This is a genomic window from Citromicrobium bathyomarinum, from assembly GCF_021021475.1.
GTDB classification, from domain to species: Bacteria; Pseudomonadota; Alphaproteobacteria; order Sphingomonadales; family Sphingomonadaceae; genus Alteriqipengyuania; species Alteriqipengyuania bathyomarina.
In genome coordinates this window covers 463,682-478,023 of record NZ_JAINWL010000003.1, presented here as the reverse complement: position 1 = coordinate 478,023, position 14,342 = coordinate 463,682, and the positions used below count along the sequence as shown (strand labels likewise).

General features: G+C 64.3%; 15 protein-coding genes and 2 tRNA genes. 12 read left to right on the top strand and 5 right to left on the bottom strand.

The window, feature by feature from the left end; genetic code table 11:
* Nucleotides 1-97 precede the first annotated feature (97 nt).
* From K7H93_RS14045 to K7H93_RS14035, 3 genes are all read left to right on the top strand, one after another.
* Nucleotides 98-511 carry a holin family protein gene (locus tag K7H93_RS14045; protein ID WP_230784135.1) on the top strand — a complete coding sequence of 138 codons (414 nt, stop codon included), beginning with the start codon at nt 98-100 and terminating at the stop codon, nt 509-511.
* Between the two features lie 97 nt (nt 512-608).
* Nucleotides 609-1,034, top strand: coding sequence for an organic hydroperoxide resistance protein (locus K7H93_RS14040; protein ID WP_010238218.1), 426 nt, complete (start codon nt 609-611; stop codon nt 1,032-1,034).
* On the top strand, nt 971-1,498 hold the full coding sequence (locus K7H93_RS14035; protein WP_338080328.1) for a transcriptional regulator, SarA/Rot family: 528 nt from the start codon (nt 971-973) through the stop codon (nt 1,496-1,498). Before K7H93_RS14040 ends, K7H93_RS14035 begins: the two co-directional genes overlap by 64 nt.
* A gap of 102 nt (nt 1,499-1,600) precedes the next feature.
* Here the strand turns inward: K7H93_RS14035 and K7H93_RS14030 are convergent, their stop codons facing one another.
* Nucleotides 1,601-2,353: an SDR family oxidoreductase gene (locus tag K7H93_RS14030; protein WP_230784134.1), complete on the bottom strand. Its 753-nt coding sequence runs from the start codon at nt 2,351-2,353 to the stop codon at nt 1,601-1,603.
* Nucleotides 2,354-2,507: 154 nt separating this feature from the next.
* Between K7H93_RS14030 and K7H93_RS14025 the strand changes: the two genes are divergently transcribed.
* From K7H93_RS14025 to K7H93_RS14010, 4 genes are all read left to right on the top strand, one after another.
* On the top strand, nt 2,508-2,942 hold the full coding sequence (locus K7H93_RS14025; RefSeq protein WP_230784133.1) for a type II 3-dehydroquinate dehydratase: 435 nt from the start codon (nt 2,508-2,510) through the stop codon (nt 2,940-2,942).
* A gap of 105 nt (nt 2,943-3,047) precedes the next feature.
* Nucleotides 3,048-3,503, top strand: coding sequence for an acetyl-CoA carboxylase biotin carboxyl carrier protein (gene accB / locus K7H93_RS14020; protein ID WP_010238224.1), 456 nt, complete (start codon nt 3,048-3,050; stop codon nt 3,501-3,503).
* Between the two features lie 11 nt (nt 3,504-3,514).
* The gene (gene accC, locus K7H93_RS14015) at nt 3,515-4,870 is read left to right on the top strand and encodes an acetyl-CoA carboxylase biotin carboxylase subunit (protein WP_230784132.1); all 1,356 of its coding nucleotides are present in this window, start codon (nt 3,515-3,517) and stop codon (nt 4,868-4,870) included.
* Between the two features lie 125 nt (nt 4,871-4,995).
* On the top strand, nt 4,996-5,646 hold the full coding sequence (locus K7H93_RS14010) for a hypothetical protein (RefSeq protein WP_230784131.1): 651 nt from the start codon (nt 4,996-4,998) through the stop codon (nt 5,644-5,646).
* Nucleotides 5,647-5,648: 2 nt separating this feature from the next.
* On the opposite strand, the gene K7H93_RS14005 is transcribed toward K7H93_RS14010, so the two are convergent.
* The 3 genes from K7H93_RS14005 to K7H93_RS13995 form a co-directional block, all read right to left on the bottom strand.
* The gene (locus tag K7H93_RS14005) at nt 5,649-6,356 is read right to left on the bottom strand and encodes an SAM-dependent methyltransferase (RefSeq protein WP_230784130.1); all 708 of its coding nucleotides are present in this window, start codon (nt 6,354-6,356) and stop codon (nt 5,649-5,651) included.
* 94 nt (nt 6,357-6,450) lie between these two features.
* Nucleotides 6,451-6,885 carry a GFA family protein gene (locus tag K7H93_RS14000; protein ID WP_230784129.1) on the bottom strand — a complete coding sequence of 145 codons (435 nt, stop codon included), beginning with the start codon at nt 6,883-6,885 and terminating at the stop codon, nt 6,451-6,453.
* An 11-nt stretch (nt 6,886-6,896) separates the two neighbouring features.
* A complete protein-coding gene (locus K7H93_RS13995) occupies nt 6,897-7,361 on the bottom strand; it encodes an Lrp/AsnC family transcriptional regulator (RefSeq protein WP_010238235.1) in 465 nt (154 codons plus the stop codon).
* 243 nt (nt 7,362-7,604) lie between these two features.
* Between K7H93_RS13995 and K7H93_RS13990 the strand changes: the two genes are divergently transcribed.
* The 4 genes from K7H93_RS13990 to K7H93_RS13975 all read left to right on the top strand — a co-directional run bounded on the left by K7H93_RS13990 (nt 7,605) and on the right by K7H93_RS13975 (nt 10,819).
* Nucleotides 7,605-9,536 (top strand): sensor histidine kinase, encoded by a 1,932-nt coding sequence (locus K7H93_RS13990; RefSeq protein ID WP_230784128.1) that lies wholly within the window; start codon nt 7,605-7,607, stop codon nt 9,534-9,536.
* 40 nt (nt 9,537-9,576) lie between these two features.
* A complete protein-coding gene (locus tag K7H93_RS13985) occupies nt 9,577-10,566 on the top strand; it encodes a polysaccharide deacetylase family protein (protein WP_230784127.1) in 990 nt (329 codons plus the stop codon).
* Nucleotides 10,567-10,637: 71 nt separating this feature from the next.
* Nucleotides 10,638-10,711, top strand: a tRNA-Ile gene (locus K7H93_RS13980).
* Nucleotides 10,712-10,742: 31 nt separating this feature from the next.
* Nucleotides 10,743-10,819: transfer RNA gene (locus K7H93_RS13975), tRNA-Pro, on the top strand.
* Nucleotides 10,820-10,906: 87 nt separating this feature from the next.
* Here K7H93_RS13975 and K7H93_RS13970 read toward each other — a convergent pair.
* On the bottom strand, nt 10,907-13,375 hold the full coding sequence (locus tag K7H93_RS13970; RefSeq protein ID WP_230784126.1) for a TonB-dependent receptor: 2,469 nt from the start codon (nt 13,373-13,375) through the stop codon (nt 10,907-10,909).
* A 401-nt stretch (nt 13,376-13,776) separates the two neighbouring features.
* On the opposite strand from K7H93_RS13970, the gene K7H93_RS13965 reads away from it, so the two are divergent.
* Complete coding sequence (locus K7H93_RS13965) at nt 13,777-14,304, top strand: nuclear transport factor 2 family protein (RefSeq protein ID WP_230784125.1); 528 nt, start codon at nt 13,777-13,779, stop codon at nt 14,302-14,304.
* Nucleotides 14,305-14,342 lie beyond the last annotated feature (38 nt).

Genomic DNA, 14,342 nt, shown 5'->3' with positions numbered 1-14,342 from the left:
GTGGCGGGCGTAGCTGCGGCTCTCCGGCCCGCAAACCATTTTCCTACTCGAACCGATCTGGTTACGTGATGCAGCTCCAACAATCCGGAGTCGTGCCATGCCCCTCATCGAAAGCCTGATCGGACCCATCGCCTCGATCATCGACAAGATCATCCCGGACAAGGAAGCACGCGCCAAGGCAAAGCTGGAACTGCTCGCTCTCGAGGGATCGCAGGAACTCAAGGCGATCGAGGCGCGCATGTCCGCAATCGTCGCCGAGGCGCAGTCCGCGGACCCGTGGACCAGCCGGGCGCGCCCCAGCTTCCTCTACGTGATGTACGCGATGATCCTGTTCGCGCTGCCGATGGGCGTGCTGTCCGCCTTCGATCCGCGCATGGCAGTGAACATCGGCAACGGCATCACCGCCTATCTGCGCGGCCTGCCCGAGGAACTCTACGCGCTCTTCGGCACCGGCTACCTCGGCTACACCGCAGCGCGCCAGTGGGGTAAGGTGAAGGGCGTGGAGCGGTAGGTATGTCGCCACGCTCTTCGGGCACATCTCGCGATTCATATTGCGCACAATATGATTGCTCACTACATTGTTTGTCGTTGAACCTAAGGAGCTAACGATGAGCAATCTCTACAAGACACGCGTCAATGCCTATGGTGGGCGCAGCGGAACGATCAGAAGCGAGGACGGCATCCTCGATATGCCGCTCGCCCTGCCCAAGGAACTGGGCGGCAAGGGCGGCGCAACCAATCCGGAGCAGCTGTTTGCGGCAGGTTATGCCGCCTGCTTCGAGAATGCCGTGATCCACGTGACCCGTACCCAGGCCGACAAGGTGCGCGACGAGGATATCGAGGTTTCGTGCGAAGTTGGGCTGGCGCCGAACGGCGAAGACGGCTTTAAGCTCGTCGTGGCGCTCGATGTAGAGATTGCCGGTGTCGAACAGTCCAAGGCAGAGGAAATCGTGAAAGCCGCCCACGCCGTGTGCCCCTACTCGAATGCAATCCGCGGCAATGTCGACGTCACTCTGACCGTCTTCGCGCAGTGAGTGGTTCGGTGGCAGCATCACGCGACCGGGATGACCCCCTGCTGCTCGATCGGCAGATCTGCTTTCCCCTGTATGCTGCCACCAACCTGCTGAACCGACGGTACGGGCCGGTTCTACGGCCGCTCGGCCTCACATATCCCCAGTATCTTGTCATGCTGGTGCTATGGGAGGAGGAGCCTCAGACCGTGGGCGGCCTTGGTACGCGCCTCTATCTCGACAGCGGGACATTGACGCCCCTGCTCAAGCGGATGGAAGCGGCAGGCCACGTCACGCGGTCGCGCGATCCGGATGACGAACGGCGCGTGGTCATCGGGCTTACCGAAAAGGGCAGAGCCTTGCGCGAACAGGCCCTGCACGTGCCCGAGACCATCGCCAGTGGACGAACTCCCGAAGGAATCGAGGAACTCGGCAACAGCGTGCGAAAGCTCGTCGCCATGTTAGCGGATCAGAATTCGGAAGACTGACCCCCTTACGAGCTTAGCGCCACGCTGGCCGAGCTCGACGCGGCGTGATCAGAGGTCTGGAGCGGTGGCAGGCCCATTTCGCCACCGCTCCGGTACAACTGCTTAAAGCTTGACCGCTGCGTTGCCGCCATCCGCCCAGAGAGCCGAACCCGTCACAAAGCTGGCCATCTCACTGGCGAGGAACAGCGCCGCCTGCGCAATTTCGCGAGGGTCTGCGATTCGCTTCATGGCGTGCAGGCTGGCGGCCCACTCTCGCTGATCCGCATCGCCGGCCATTTCGGTGGCGGTCCCGCCGGGCAACAGTGCGTTGGCGCGGATCCCCTGCGCGGCATAGTCCGCCGTGATCGCACGAACGAGCCCCATCAGCCCTGCCTTCGCAGCGGCATAGGGCCCCATGCCAGGCAGCCCGACGCTGTTCCCGACAAAGCTGCCGGTGAACACCAGCGCCCCGCCGCCCCCGGCAAGCATCGCCGGAATCTGGCTCCGCGCTCCAAGAAAAGCGGCTGTCAGGTTTGCGTCGATGACCTGCGTCCACGTCTCTATACTCGCATCTGTCAGCGGGCCGATTTCGCCCACGAGGCCAGCATTGTTGAAAGCGACATCCAGTCTGCCGAAGGTATCGAGCGCGGTGGCGACGGCATCGCGATGGGTCTTCTCCTGCGTAACATCGCCGACCACCACCCTTGCCTGACCGCCCTGCCGTTCGATCTGGGCTGCGACCTCTTCCAGACGGTCCGCCCGCCTTGCGACGAGGACGAGCGAGGCCCCATGCTCTGCGAACAGGTCGGCAGAGGCTCTGCCTATGCCAGCACTGGCTCCGGTGATGATTGCCGCTTTGCCGTCGAGTAATTTCATGATGTGCGCTCCTATTGCTCGGCCACGCGATAGGGGCGGGTGTCGCGCCGATGCGTCCCGGAACATGCGTCCAAACCGGGCTCGCTCGAATTCGCCTAGGGACAGGCATCGCGCCGCGCTTCCTAGACGCCACGCGAGACGCTACGCGCAGCGGATGAGCACCACCATCTTCATCTTCAACGGCCCCAATCTCAACCTGCTCGGCACGCGCGAGCCAGAGATCTACGGCACCACCACGCTGGCCGAGATCGACGCAGCGTGCGTCGCCAAGGCGCGCGAGCATGGTCTTTCGGTCGATTTTCGCCAGAGCAATCACGAAGGCGTGCTGGTCGACTGGATGCACCAGGCGCACAAGGCGAAGGCGCGCGCGATCATCATCAACGCGGCGGCCTATACCCACACCTCCATCGCGCTTCTCGATGCGGCGAAGGCGGTCACCCCGCCGGTGATCGAGGTGCACTTGTCTGACCCGCAGACGCGCGAGGAATTCCGCCACAAATCCTATATCGGCGAGGCTGCCGTCGCCTGCTTCAAGGGCAAGGGGCTGCAGTCCTATCTCGACGCAATCGACGCGGTTGCCGCCCGCTAAACCTTGCATGAACGCGGGCAGCAGCGCATACGCCCCTCTTCCCCCATTCACCGATCAAGGTTGTCCATGGCAGAGCATAGCCGCAATTCCGGTCGCAAATCGAAAATGAACGTCGACATCGAGCTCCTTCGCGAGCTGGCAGAACTCCTTTCCGAAACCGGCCTGTCCGAGATCGAGGTCGAGGATGGCGATCGCAAGCTGCGCGTCGCGCGCGAGCTGCACGCAGCATCCTACACCGCCGCTCCAGCCCCGCAGGCCGCACCCGCCGCGGCTCCGGCCGCGCAGCCGCAGGCCGCGCCCGCCGCAGCCGATAGCGGGCCGGATCTTTCCAACGCAGTCCCCTCCCCCATGGTCGGCACGGTCTACCTCGCGCCCGAACCCGGCGCGGCGGACTTCATTTCGGTCGGTGCGCAGGTCAAGGAAGGCCAGACCATCCTGATCGTCGAGGCGATGAAGGTGATGAACCCGATCACCGCCCCGCGCAGCGGCACCGTGAAGGCGATCCTGGTCGACAACGCCCAGCCGGTCGAGTTCGACCAGCCGCTCGTCGTCATCGACTGAGGACGCTACCAATGGGCATTACCCGCATCCTGATCGCCAACCGCGGCGAAATCGCCTTGCGCATCCATCGTGCGGCGCACGAAATGGGGATCGAAACGGTCGCGGTGCACTCCACCGCCGATGCCGACGCGATGCACGTGCGGCTCGCGGACCATGCGGTGTGCATCGGCCCGCCGAGCGCGACCGACAGCTATCTCAACATCGCCAACATCATCTCGGCGGCCGAGATCAGCCAGGCGGATGCGATCCATCCCGGCTATGGCTTCCTGTCCGAAAACGCCAAGTTCGCCGAGATCGTCGAGGCGCACGACATCAAGTGGATCGGCCCCAAGCCCGAACACATCCGCACGATGGGCGACAAGGTCACCGCCAAGAAAACCGCCGGCGATCTGGGTCTGCCACTGGTCCCGGGCAGTCCGGGCGCGGTCGAAAGCGTCGAGGAAGCGAAGCGGATCGCCGCCGAAATCGGCTATCCCGTGCTGGTCAAGGCGGCGAGCGGCGGCGGCGGTCGCGGCATGAAGGTCGTGCCCGAGGAAAGCCAGCTCGAAAGCCTGATGAGCCAGGCCAAGTCCGAAGCAAAATCCGCGTTCGGCGACGACACCGTCTATCTCGAGAAGTATCTCGGCAATCCGCGCCACATCGAATTCCAGGTGTTCGGCGACGGCAATGGCAACGCGATCCATCTGGGCGAACGCGACTGTTCGCTCCAGCGGCGCCACCAGAAGGTGCTGGAGGAAGCGCCCTCCCCCGTGCTCACCTCTGCCGAGCGTGACCGGATGGGCAAGGTGTGCGCGGATGCGATGGCGCAGATGGCCTATCGCGGCGCGGGCACGATCGAATTCCTGTGGGAAAACGGCGAGTTTTTCTTCATCGAGATGAACACCCGCCTGCAGGTCGAACATCCCGTGACCGAAGCGATCACCGGGGTCGATCTGGTGCGCGAACAGATCCGCGTCGCCGAAGGCAGGCCGCTGTCGGTCGCGCAGGACGAGATCGCGTTCAAGGGCCACGCCATCGAATGCCGGATTAACGCCGAAGACCCGTTCACCTTCGCCCCCTCGCCCGGGAAGGTCAGCTATTACCACTCGGCCGGCGGCATGCATGTGCGCGTCGATAGCGGGCTCTACGCCGGCTATTCGATCCCGCCTTACTACGATTCGATGATCGCCAAGCTGATCGTCTATGGCCGCACGCGCGAGGGCTGCATCATGCGGCTGAAGCGCGCGCTGGAGGAAATGGTGATCGAGGGTCCGAAGACCAACATCCCGCTGCACCAGGCGCTGCTGAAAGAGGCCGACATCCTCAACGGCGACTATTCGATCAAGTGGCTGGAAGAGTGGCTCGCGCAGCGCGAGAGCGAAAGCTAACGGCACTTGTAACTTACGCTTCGCCCCGCGCGATCCTATCCGCTGTCTTCACCGACAAGACGATCGCGGAATAGGGGTGCGGGGCGGCTCATCCTCGCCCGCAGGAGGACCAGCCCATGCGTAAGTTGATCTGCACCATTGCCGCAATTTCCCTGTGCGCCGGAACGGCGGCGTTCGCGTCGCAAAGCGATACCCGACCCGGCGAAGCTGGAGCCGCGCTGGCCGTCGCGGAGACCCGGATGGCCACGGAAGGTGACACACGGGATCGCAACTACGAGCTGGCAAAGGACTGGGGCAAGCCGCGTGCCGAAGGGGTGAACGGCGAGATTTTCAGCCAGATGCGCGCGAACCATGTGTTCGGCCGCCATCTGACCACCGGCGACTTCCGGCAGGACTTGCTCATCGGGTTGGACAGCAAGGCCAACCTCAAGGTTGCCATCCTCAATGCCGGAATCGGAGATAGCTGCGAAAATCTGGCAGAAGACACTTTCGCGCTGACCCTCGCTTCGAGAGCGGGGAGCCTGACCTTGGACAGCGCCACCACGCGCAAGTTCACCGCCGGAGAGAAGAGCGGGTGTTTCGTCCAGATCGTCGGCAACTGGAGCACGCTGCGCGATTTCCTGAATCAGTCTGGCGACCTGCCGGTCCTGGTCAGGCTCAATGTCAGTGGCAAGGATTACCCCGTCTTCGCCAGCTTTCCGCGCCAAAAAAAGCTGTTCTGGCAGCCCGCCAGCCTGCTCAAGCTGCGGCAGAGCTTCGCGGTCACGGGCGGCTGAAGTCAGGCGGACGGCTTGTCCGCATGCCATCCGCGAATCATGAATGCCTGGAAGAACGGCACCGGCACAGCAAAGCCTGCCTCGCGCCATAAAGCCTCCGTTTCCGCCGGGCCGATCACGCCGAGAACGTTGCGCAAGGTGTCGCCCAGCGAGGCGAGCGATTCCTCGTTCGCGCCCGTCAGCGCGTGAACCTGCCGCCAGTCGTCGACCATCGCGGGAAACTGCGGTGCGTCGAGGTCGCCGCTGATCTCTGCGCTGAGGAAGCGCCCGCCCGGCGCGAGCCGATCGTAAATCGCGCGGTAGAACGCGGGGCGGTCTTCACGCTGCACGAAATGGGCGACGAGCAGGCTGACCACCGCGGCGAAATCGCGCTCCGCCACCGCGTCGACATAGCCGTGGACCAGCTCGCACCGAGCGCCGATGCCTGCCTCGTCCAGGCGATATCGGGCAATCTCCAGCATCTGGGCCGAAGGGTCGACGCCGACGAACTTCAGGTCGGCACGTTCGCTGGCGAGCGCGAAAATATCCGCCCCCGTGCCAACGCCCACGCATAGCACGCGGGCGCTCTCGGGCAGCGATGCAAGCGTCAGCCGCAGCAGGAAGTGCAAGCCGTCGGAAATCGGGGCCAGCCGGCTGTTTCGCTCGTCGTAGCTGTCGGCGATATTCTGGTCGAAGAAGTCGGAGGTCGAATTGGATGCAGGATTGCTCATTGATACAATGTATCATCTTATCGATGCGCTGTCTCGCCCATTTTTGCCGGTATTGGAAAATGACGAGAGAGCGGGCCAACCCGCCGACGCCCGCCTAGTCGAAGGTAAAACCCGCCGCCTTGGCCTCCGCAATCACTTCCGCGCCGGTCTGGCGCGGGTGAGCGCCCTCGATCCGGCACCAGTCGGCGCGCTCGTCGATGAAAATCTCTTTCTCGATTGCGTGGTGCGCCGCGCCGTCGAACAATCCTGCGGAAAAGCTGCGGTTGCCCGTCGGCAGGAAGCGGAACCACAGCCCGCTGCCGCACTGTTTGCAAAAGGCCCGGCTGGCCCACTCGCTAGAGCGGTATTCGGTGACGAAATCCTCGCCCGTTACCGTCGCCTCGGAACCTCTCTGCGCGGCATAGAATGCCCCGCCCCAGCGGCGACACATATCGCACTGGCAGATTTCCACCTCGCGCGAGGGCTGCGCCAACACGATGGCCACCTCGCCGCACAGGCAATGGCCCGAAAGCGGTTCGGACGAAGTCATTCTCGCCCCGCTTACTTGAGCGGAACGCCCGGGGTATATTTGCTGGTCCGGATCGTCAGAGAGGTCTTTACACTCGCCACGTTGGGCGCAGGGGTCAGCTTGCTGGTCAGGAATTCCTGGAAGCTCTGCAAATCCCGGCTCACGATCTTGAGAACGAAATCGATCTCGCCGTTGAGCATGTGGACCTCGCGCACCTCGGGCAGATCCTGCATCGCGGCCTCGAACTCGCGCAGCGAATCCTCGGCCTGGCTCTTCAAGCTGACCATTGCGAAGACCACGATCGCAAACCCCAGCTTCGAGGGTTCCAGATCGGCGTGATAGCCGCGGATCACGCCCATGTCCTCCAGCGCGCGCACGCGGCGCAAGCATGGTGGTGCCGTCAGCCCGACACGGCGCGCCAGTTCGACATTCGTAATCCGCCCTTCAGCCTGCAATTCCTGCAGCAGCTGCCGATCGATCTCATCAAGATTGGCCACAGGCCCCCCTTCCGCAACAATCCATCATCCCTGTCGCCATCCGAACCAATCCTGAAAGGATCACCTTTGTTAATAATTCGAGCGACTAACATTATTGTTCATGACAGCGAATGTCCCGCTTTGCAACGTGGGGACTGACTGGCATTCCTGCTGCGTGTTAAAGGGTTATGCACCATACACGTCGCGCCGCCCGGGCCGGCGGACCCTTTCGTTTGTCGCCGGAGCCCGCGTCTTTTCCCGATCATGCAGTTCGACGATCGCCTAGCCACTGTCCTGCGCCAGAAGGCGAGCGCGAGCGCGGGTGCGCGCACGCAATATCGCCAGTTGCTGGACCTGCTCGGTCGTCCCCGCGAAGGGCGCGATCCGAGCCTGCTTGCGGCTGCGCGCCTGCGGCTCGAATCACTCGCCGAAACCATCTCGGTTCGCGAGCGGGCCGAGATCATTCGCGAACAGGGCCGACGGCTGAACGATCCGGAGCTGGTCGCGCATTTCGCGGAAGGCGAACCCGACGTCGCCTGCGCCACCTTGTCCACCGCACGGCTCACGGAAGAGCAGTGGCTCGAACTGATTCCCGAGCTACCGGTGCGCGCGCGCGGGTTTATGCGCCTGCGCCGCGATCTGCCCGGAAAGGTTGAGGATCTGCTCGAAAGGCTCGGCGTGCGCGACCGCGCGCTGCCGCTGCCGGACGCAGAAGAGCCGCTGGTGGAAGACGCGCCGACTGACGAAGCGCCGGTGGCTGAAGAACCGGAGCCCGAACCGGAGGACGACGACATCGTCGATGGCGAATTCACCGAGGTCGACGAGACCACCGAGGCCGAGCCCGTACATGCGCCCGCCACCGCCGGCGGTAGCGAAATGGCTGCGGCGATCGGCGCGCTCGCGGCGGGTATCGCCGGCGCGCAGGCCGCCGCCCGCACCGAATCGCCTTCCGCTTCGGATCGCGAGCCCGCGGCGGAGCCCCAACCTCAGCCGCAACCCCAAGCACAACCTGACGCACAGGGCGAAATCGCCGCGCTGCGCCACCGGATCGAAGCGTTCCAGCGCGCCAAGGAAGAGAAGAACGCCGGGGGCGGAGCGAGCAACGACGATGATCGCCGCGCTGCCGCCCCGGCAGAGCCCGACCGCACCGCCCCCACCCTGCCCTTCACCGAGGCGAGCATCCGGCAGGAGGAGCTGACCGGCTTCGGCTTTGCGACCGACACCACAGGCACGATCGACTGGGCAGACAGCTTCGCCGCATCGCGCGTGATGTATCTGTCGCTCCCCTCGATCCTGCCCGACGAATTCGCCGAAGCGATCGCGCTGCAGCAGCCGCTGCGCGCCGTACAGGTAAAGCTCGAAGGTGGTCCGGCCATCGCGGGCGACTGGATTCTCGATGCCCACCCGCGCTTTTCCAGCCCGGACGGGCGCTTCCTCGGCTTTGCAGGCGGGATGCGCCGCGCGCTGGAGGCGGAGGAGCCGGGCAACCACAGCGATCGCCTGCGCCAGCTGCTGCACGAGCTGCGCACGCCGGTAAACGCGATCCAGGGATTTGCCGAAGTCATCCAGCAGCAGGTGGTCGGCCCGGTCCCGCACGATTATCGCGCGCTTGCCGCGGGGATTGCGGGCGACAGTGCGCGCATGCTCGCCGGGTTCGACGATCTGGAACGCCTCAGCCGCCTGGAGAGCGGCCAATTGCGCCCGGCCGGCGGCGATGCGGATATTGCTGCGATCTTCCGCCAGCATGTCGCGCAACTGATCCCGATGCTGCAGCCCCGCAGTGCGAGCTTCGTCGCCACGCTGGGCGGGGTGTGCAAGGTCGATCTGGCCCGCGCGGACGCGGAGCTGCTCAGCTGGCGCATCCTCGCCACGCTCGGCTCGGCTGCCGCGCCGAGCGAGAAGCTCGCGCTGACGCTGGAAACCCACGCAGGTACGGCACAACTCATCGCCGACCTGCCCGCCTCGCTCCACGGCAGCGACGATATCTTCGCCGCGCGCGGCAAGCCGCTGTCGGTCGCGATCAGCGCCGGGCCGTTCGGCCCCGGCTTCGCGCTGCGCCTCGCGCGGGCCGAAGCGCGTGCGATCGGCGGCAGCCTACGGCGCGAGAACCGGCAGTTGATACTCACGCTGCCCGCTTTGACCGCAAACGAACCCGCCGCTAATCAACGTGGCGGAGTGCCCGAACACGCGGTTTGAACTGCGGGCGTGGCGCCCGACCTGACGGGGGCCAAAACCTATGCTGAGATTGCCGACGGCGGACCAGGCGGCGCAATTCGCGCCCGGCTTCGCGCCCGTTTCGCTGCTGACCGTCGATACCGAAGAAGGCTTCGACTGGGACAAGCCCTTCACCCGCGACCAGCACGATCTCGACCATGTCGAGCAGATCCCCCGGTTCCAGTCCTTCTGCGAAGAGCTGGGCGTCTCGCCGCTCTATCTGGTCGACTGGCCGATCGTGCAGTCGGCCCGTGCGCGCGAGATCATCGGCGATGCGGTGCGTCGCGGAAAGGCCGAGGTCGGCGTCCAGCTGCACCCCTGGGTCAATCCGCCCTTCGATGAGGAAGTGAATACTTTCAACAGCTTCGCAGGCAATCTTCCGGCAGAGCTGGAACGCGAGAAGTTCATCCGCCTGCGCGATGCGATCGAGGAAGGTTTCGGCACCGCGCCCATCTCCTACCGCGCGGGCCGCTATGGTCTGGGCCCTTCGACCAAGGCGATCCTGCACGACACCGGCATTCGCGTGGACACATCGGTCCGCGCGCTGTTCGACTATTCGGAGCAGGACGGCCCCAATTACGAGGATTTCCCCAACCACCCCTACTGGGTCTCTCGCGAGCCCGAGCTGCTCGAACTGCCGGTCACCAGCGTCTATCGCGGCGCGCTGAGGCGCTCTGGCGCGACGCTGTTCCCAAAGCTCACCCGGCTGCCCCGAGGTGCCGGAATCGCATCGCGCACCGGCCTGCTCGAACGGGTGCGGTTGACGCCAGAGGGTACGCCGCTGGGCGCTGCAAAGAAAGCAGTCGATGCCGCGCTTGATGCGGGGCTGCCGGTGCTGGTCCTGTCGTTCCACAGTCCCTCCCTCGCGCCCGGCAACACGCCCTATACCCATAGCGATGCGGATGTGGACCGGCTGTACGGCTGGCTGAGCGGGGTTTACGCGCACATGGCCGCGCACAAGGTCGCGCCGAGCACGGTTGCCGATATCTGGGCAGCCGCGGACCACGATTGAGGGCCACTGCCCGCTTGCAGGCTCGCGCAATCGCGGCTAGCGCCCGGCCTTGCGATGGCATCGCGATCCGGGGGCCTGTAGCTCAGTTGGTTAGAGCTGGCCGCTCATAACGGCTAGGTCGCGGGTTCGAGTCCTGCCGGGCCCACCGGAAGCGACCGCCATAAAGATACCCGTGTCGGGGAGTAGCGCAGCCTGGTAGCGCATCTGCTTTGGGAGCAGAGGGTCGCAGGTTCGAATCCTGTCTCCCCGACCATTTTCCGCGAGAAGCCTCACCTCCGCATTGCTTGCCAGCGCAGGAGCGGTGGCTTGCGAGCCGCACATCCGCCGCGAACCGTGTCGATCAGAACCGCTTGGTGACTTCCACCATCACGGTGCGCGGCAGCGATCCGAAGCCGACCTGGTCGGCCTTGACGCCGGTCGCGGTGCCCGTCCCGCTACCCGTCTGCGGGCCATCGACGACCCCGGTCACGTAGAACTGGTTGGTCAGGTTCTTGCCGATCACCGCCAGCGTCCAGTTATCGTCGTCGGCACCGAAGCGCACGCCAACGTCGAGCGTGACGTAGCGATCCTGCAGCGACAGGGGATTGCCGAAGCCCGATGCCAGGTATTCGTCGGAATAGCGGGCATCGGCATTGAAGCCGAGCTTCATGCTGTTGCCCACCGGCATTTCGTAGACCACGCCAAGATTTCCGGTCCAGTCCGGCGCGACCGACAGCGCAGCGCCGGTCAGATCCTGGCGGGCCGTGATCCCGCCGATCAGCGTGCATCCTTCCGAAACTGTCTGGCCGGCATAGCAGGGGGCCAACGGGAAATCGGTATATTGGGCGTCCGTGTAGTTGATCGAGCCGCTCAGGTTCAGTCCGGGAACGCCGCGGGGGGCGAATTCGAACTCCAGCTCGACGCCGCGCGTCCGGGCATCTGCCGTGAGCGTCTGGAACGCGAAGATCGGCGAGTTGAAGAAGTCGACCTGCAGATCCTTGTAGTCATAGGTGAACAGCGTCAGGTTCAGGCGCAGCTGACGATCCAGCAGCGTCGATTTAATGCCGAATTCGAAACCCTCGGCAGTCTCGGGATCGAATGTCAGGTCGTCCTTCGGGTCCGCGGAAAACTTGGAGTTGATGCCGCCGTTGGAGAAGCCGCCCGATTTGTAGGCGGTCTTGTACGCGCCATAGATCATGAGGCCGGTCGAAGGCTTCCACGTGATCGTCGCTTCGGGCGAGAAATCGGTGAAGTCCTGGCTCGCGGTGATGACGCCCAGCCCGTCCGGATCGTCCTGCGGACGGAAGATCGCGGCCAGCCCGGGATTGTTGTACGGCTGGGTGAAAAAGCTGTCCTTCGATTCAGTCGTATACCGGCCACCGGCCGAAACTTCGAGGGTCGGCGTGATCTCGAAGGTCGCCTGACCGAACACGGCGAGGGTGTCGCCGTCGGTGAAGCTCGTCTTCGAAGTCCCGACATACTCGAAGCCGGGAGGGGCCGCGCTGTTGGCGACACCGCCGAGAATGATGTACTGCTCGAAGTCGCGCTTGGTCGTCTGATAGAGCGCGCCGACCATGAAATTGAACGGGCCGTCGAGCTGGCTCAGCGCGCGCAGCTCCTGCGAGAACGCCTTCCAGCTCGAATTCTCGGTCGCCCAGTTGGAAATGTCGCTCGACTGGAAGTCGCAGGCGCAGGCCCAGCGGTTGTTGGTCCACTGGTAATTGGTCACCGAACTGATCTGCAGCACGTCCGCATCATACTGGACGTTCAGCGTGCCCGCAGCCGACCGATAGCGGTTGTAGAGCGAGCCGTCCTGCCTTGCAAAAGGGAAGCCGCTGGCGGCGATCGCTGCGGGAATGTTGTTCTGGTGCGTGACGAAGTCCCTCTCGCACGCATATTCGGTGAGCTGCGATACGCCCGAGGGCAGGCCGCATGCATAGGGGACGTAATTCCACGAGGAGTTGTTGACATTATTGCTGTCGAACGTCCCCTTGAGGGTGAGCGTAAGGCGATCGCCCGGTTCTACCTTGAGCGTGGCGCGACCGATGAATTCCTCTTCCGCAGGCTGCCAGGTTGGCGCGGGCGTCGCGATCAGGTCTTCGGTCGTGCTAGTCGCCAGGTCGAAGACCGAATAGGTCCGGTCGACGCTTTCGTTGCGGTAGTATCCCTTGTTGGAGTTCGAGTAGCGCGCTGCGAGGCGGACGCCGACCGTGTCCGACAACGGAACCGAGGCAACCCCTTCGACGCGATACTGCTGCGCCTGGAATTCGTAGCCGCCGCGCAGCATGAATTCAGGGTTCGGCCCGGGATCTGCGCTGGTAATCGAAATCACGCCGGCCGTCGCGTTCTTGCCGAAGAAGAGCGCCTGCGGCCCCTTGAGAACCTCGACCCGCTGCAGATCGAAAAAGCCTTCCTGAATGACGCGGCCCTGACCGTAGTATGCCCCGTCGACCACCACCGCGACCGACTGCTCGATACCGATCGAGGTGGAGGAGGAGCCGATACCGCGCAGGGTCAGCTGCGCGCCCGAGCCGTTCGACGCGCGCCCGACATTGAAGTTCGGCGCGATCGCGGCGATCTTCTCGACACTGGTGATGTCCCGGTTCTGGATCAGCTTTTCGTCGAAGGCACTGACAGCAACGGGCACGTCCTGCAGGCTTTCCTCACGCTTGCGCGCGGTGACGACGATCTCTCCGATCCCGCCCTCCTGCGGCTCATCCGCCTGGCTATCCGATGAGACCTCGCTGTCCTGCGCAAGGGCCGGAGAAACACCAGCCACCAGCGCGGTCGCAGCAGACGACAACAACACACCACGAAGAACGAGGTTCATGATCCACTCCCATTTTTGTTATGGTATTGGCTTAGGAGCTTTCGTTACTTGGCCACACTAGTCCAATGGCTAGCGTGTCTGGCGCGCTGGCTGGGAACATTCGCCTCTTAGTGCATTCTGCGGGCACCAGCCTTCCTGCACACCGAACAACTGCGCGGCAGAGGCGCCTCCGCGACCATGCGGCCACCTAACCAGATGGCGAGTGGATGGCGCATCCCGCAGTGCCTAGCCTCCACCATCCTGGCAGCAAGCCGACGCGCGAAGAGCGCGGACCAAGAGGGGGAGTTTCCGATGAAGACAGTGCCGAGCCCGCGCACCGGCGGCGGCTCTACGAGCGTGCATGAGCACAGTTCGCACCGCGATCGGGCCATCCACCCCACGATAAATTGCGAGACGCCGAAATGAGCGGGTTCGACCTGGAAGCGGAAGTTCGGGATCTCGCAGCGCGGCGCGATATTACTGCAGCAGTACAGCGCTACGTGCGCGGACTCGACCGGCTCGATGCCCCGCTTCAGCGCAGCGCCTTCCACGACGACGCGCATGTCGATGCCGGGCTGTCGGCAGGCGGGCCGGACGAATTCGTCGCCTTCTGCCAGCAATTCCTCGGCCAGGCCGGTGCCTCGCACCATCAGCTGGGACAGGTGTCGATCACCTTCACCGGTGCGGACACCGCGAGCGGGGAATGCTATTTTCAGGCGTGGCACAACAGCACCGGCGAGGACGGCGCACCGCGCGACCTGTTCATCGCGGGCCGTTATGTCGACGAATACGCCTGCAGGAATGGTGAGTGGCGCATCGCGAAGCGGCGGCTTGTCACCGACTGGGTGACCGACCAGCCCGCAGACCATTCCTTCTTCGACCAGCCCGGCATCCACCGCGGCGCACGAAGCGGAGCGGATTTCAGCGAACGACGCGATTGGCCAGAATAACCCGCAGCCAGATAGGCGCGGCCGCCTCCAAGCAATAC

Coding starts and splice junctions, on each gene's coding strand:
- K7H93_RS14040 (WP_010238218.1), top strand. CDS start 609: ATGAGCAATCTCTACAAGACACGCGTCAATGCCTATGGTGGGCGCAGC.
- accC (WP_230784132.1), top strand. CDS start 3,515: ATGGGCATTACCCGCATCCTGATCGCCAACCGCGGCGAAATCGCCTTG.
- K7H93_RS13990 (WP_230784128.1), top strand. CDS start 7,605: ATGCAGTTCGACGATCGCCTAGCCACTGTCCTGCGCCAGAAGGCGAGC.
- K7H93_RS13970 (WP_230784126.1), bottom strand. CDS start 13,375: ATGAACCTCGTTCTTCGTGGTGTGTTGTTGTCGTCTGCTGCGACCGCG.
- accB (WP_010238224.1), top strand. CDS start 3,048: ATGAACGTCGACATCGAGCTCCTTCGCGAGCTGGCAGAACTCCTTTCC.
- K7H93_RS14005 (WP_230784130.1), bottom strand. CDS start 6,356: ATGAGCAATCCTGCATCCAATTCGACCTCCGACTTCTTCGACCAGAAT.
- K7H93_RS13985 (WP_230784127.1), top strand. CDS start 9,577: ATGCTGAGATTGCCGACGGCGGACCAGGCGGCGCAATTCGCGCCCGGC.
- K7H93_RS14045 (WP_230784135.1), top strand. CDS start 98: ATGCCCCTCATCGAAAGCCTGATCGGACCCATCGCCTCGATCATCGAC.
- K7H93_RS14030 (WP_230784134.1), bottom strand. CDS start 2,353: ATGAAATTACTCGACGGCAAAGCGGCAATCATCACCGGAGCCAGTGCT.
- K7H93_RS14025 (WP_230784133.1), top strand. CDS start 2,508: ATGAGCACCACCATCTTCATCTTCAACGGCCCCAATCTCAACCTGCTC.
- K7H93_RS13965 (WP_230784125.1), top strand. CDS start 13,777: ATGAGCGGGTTCGACCTGGAAGCGGAAGTTCGGGATCTCGCAGCGCGG.
- K7H93_RS14000 (WP_230784129.1), bottom strand. CDS start 6,885: ATGACTTCGTCCGAACCGCTTTCGGGCCATTGCCTGTGCGGCGAGGTG.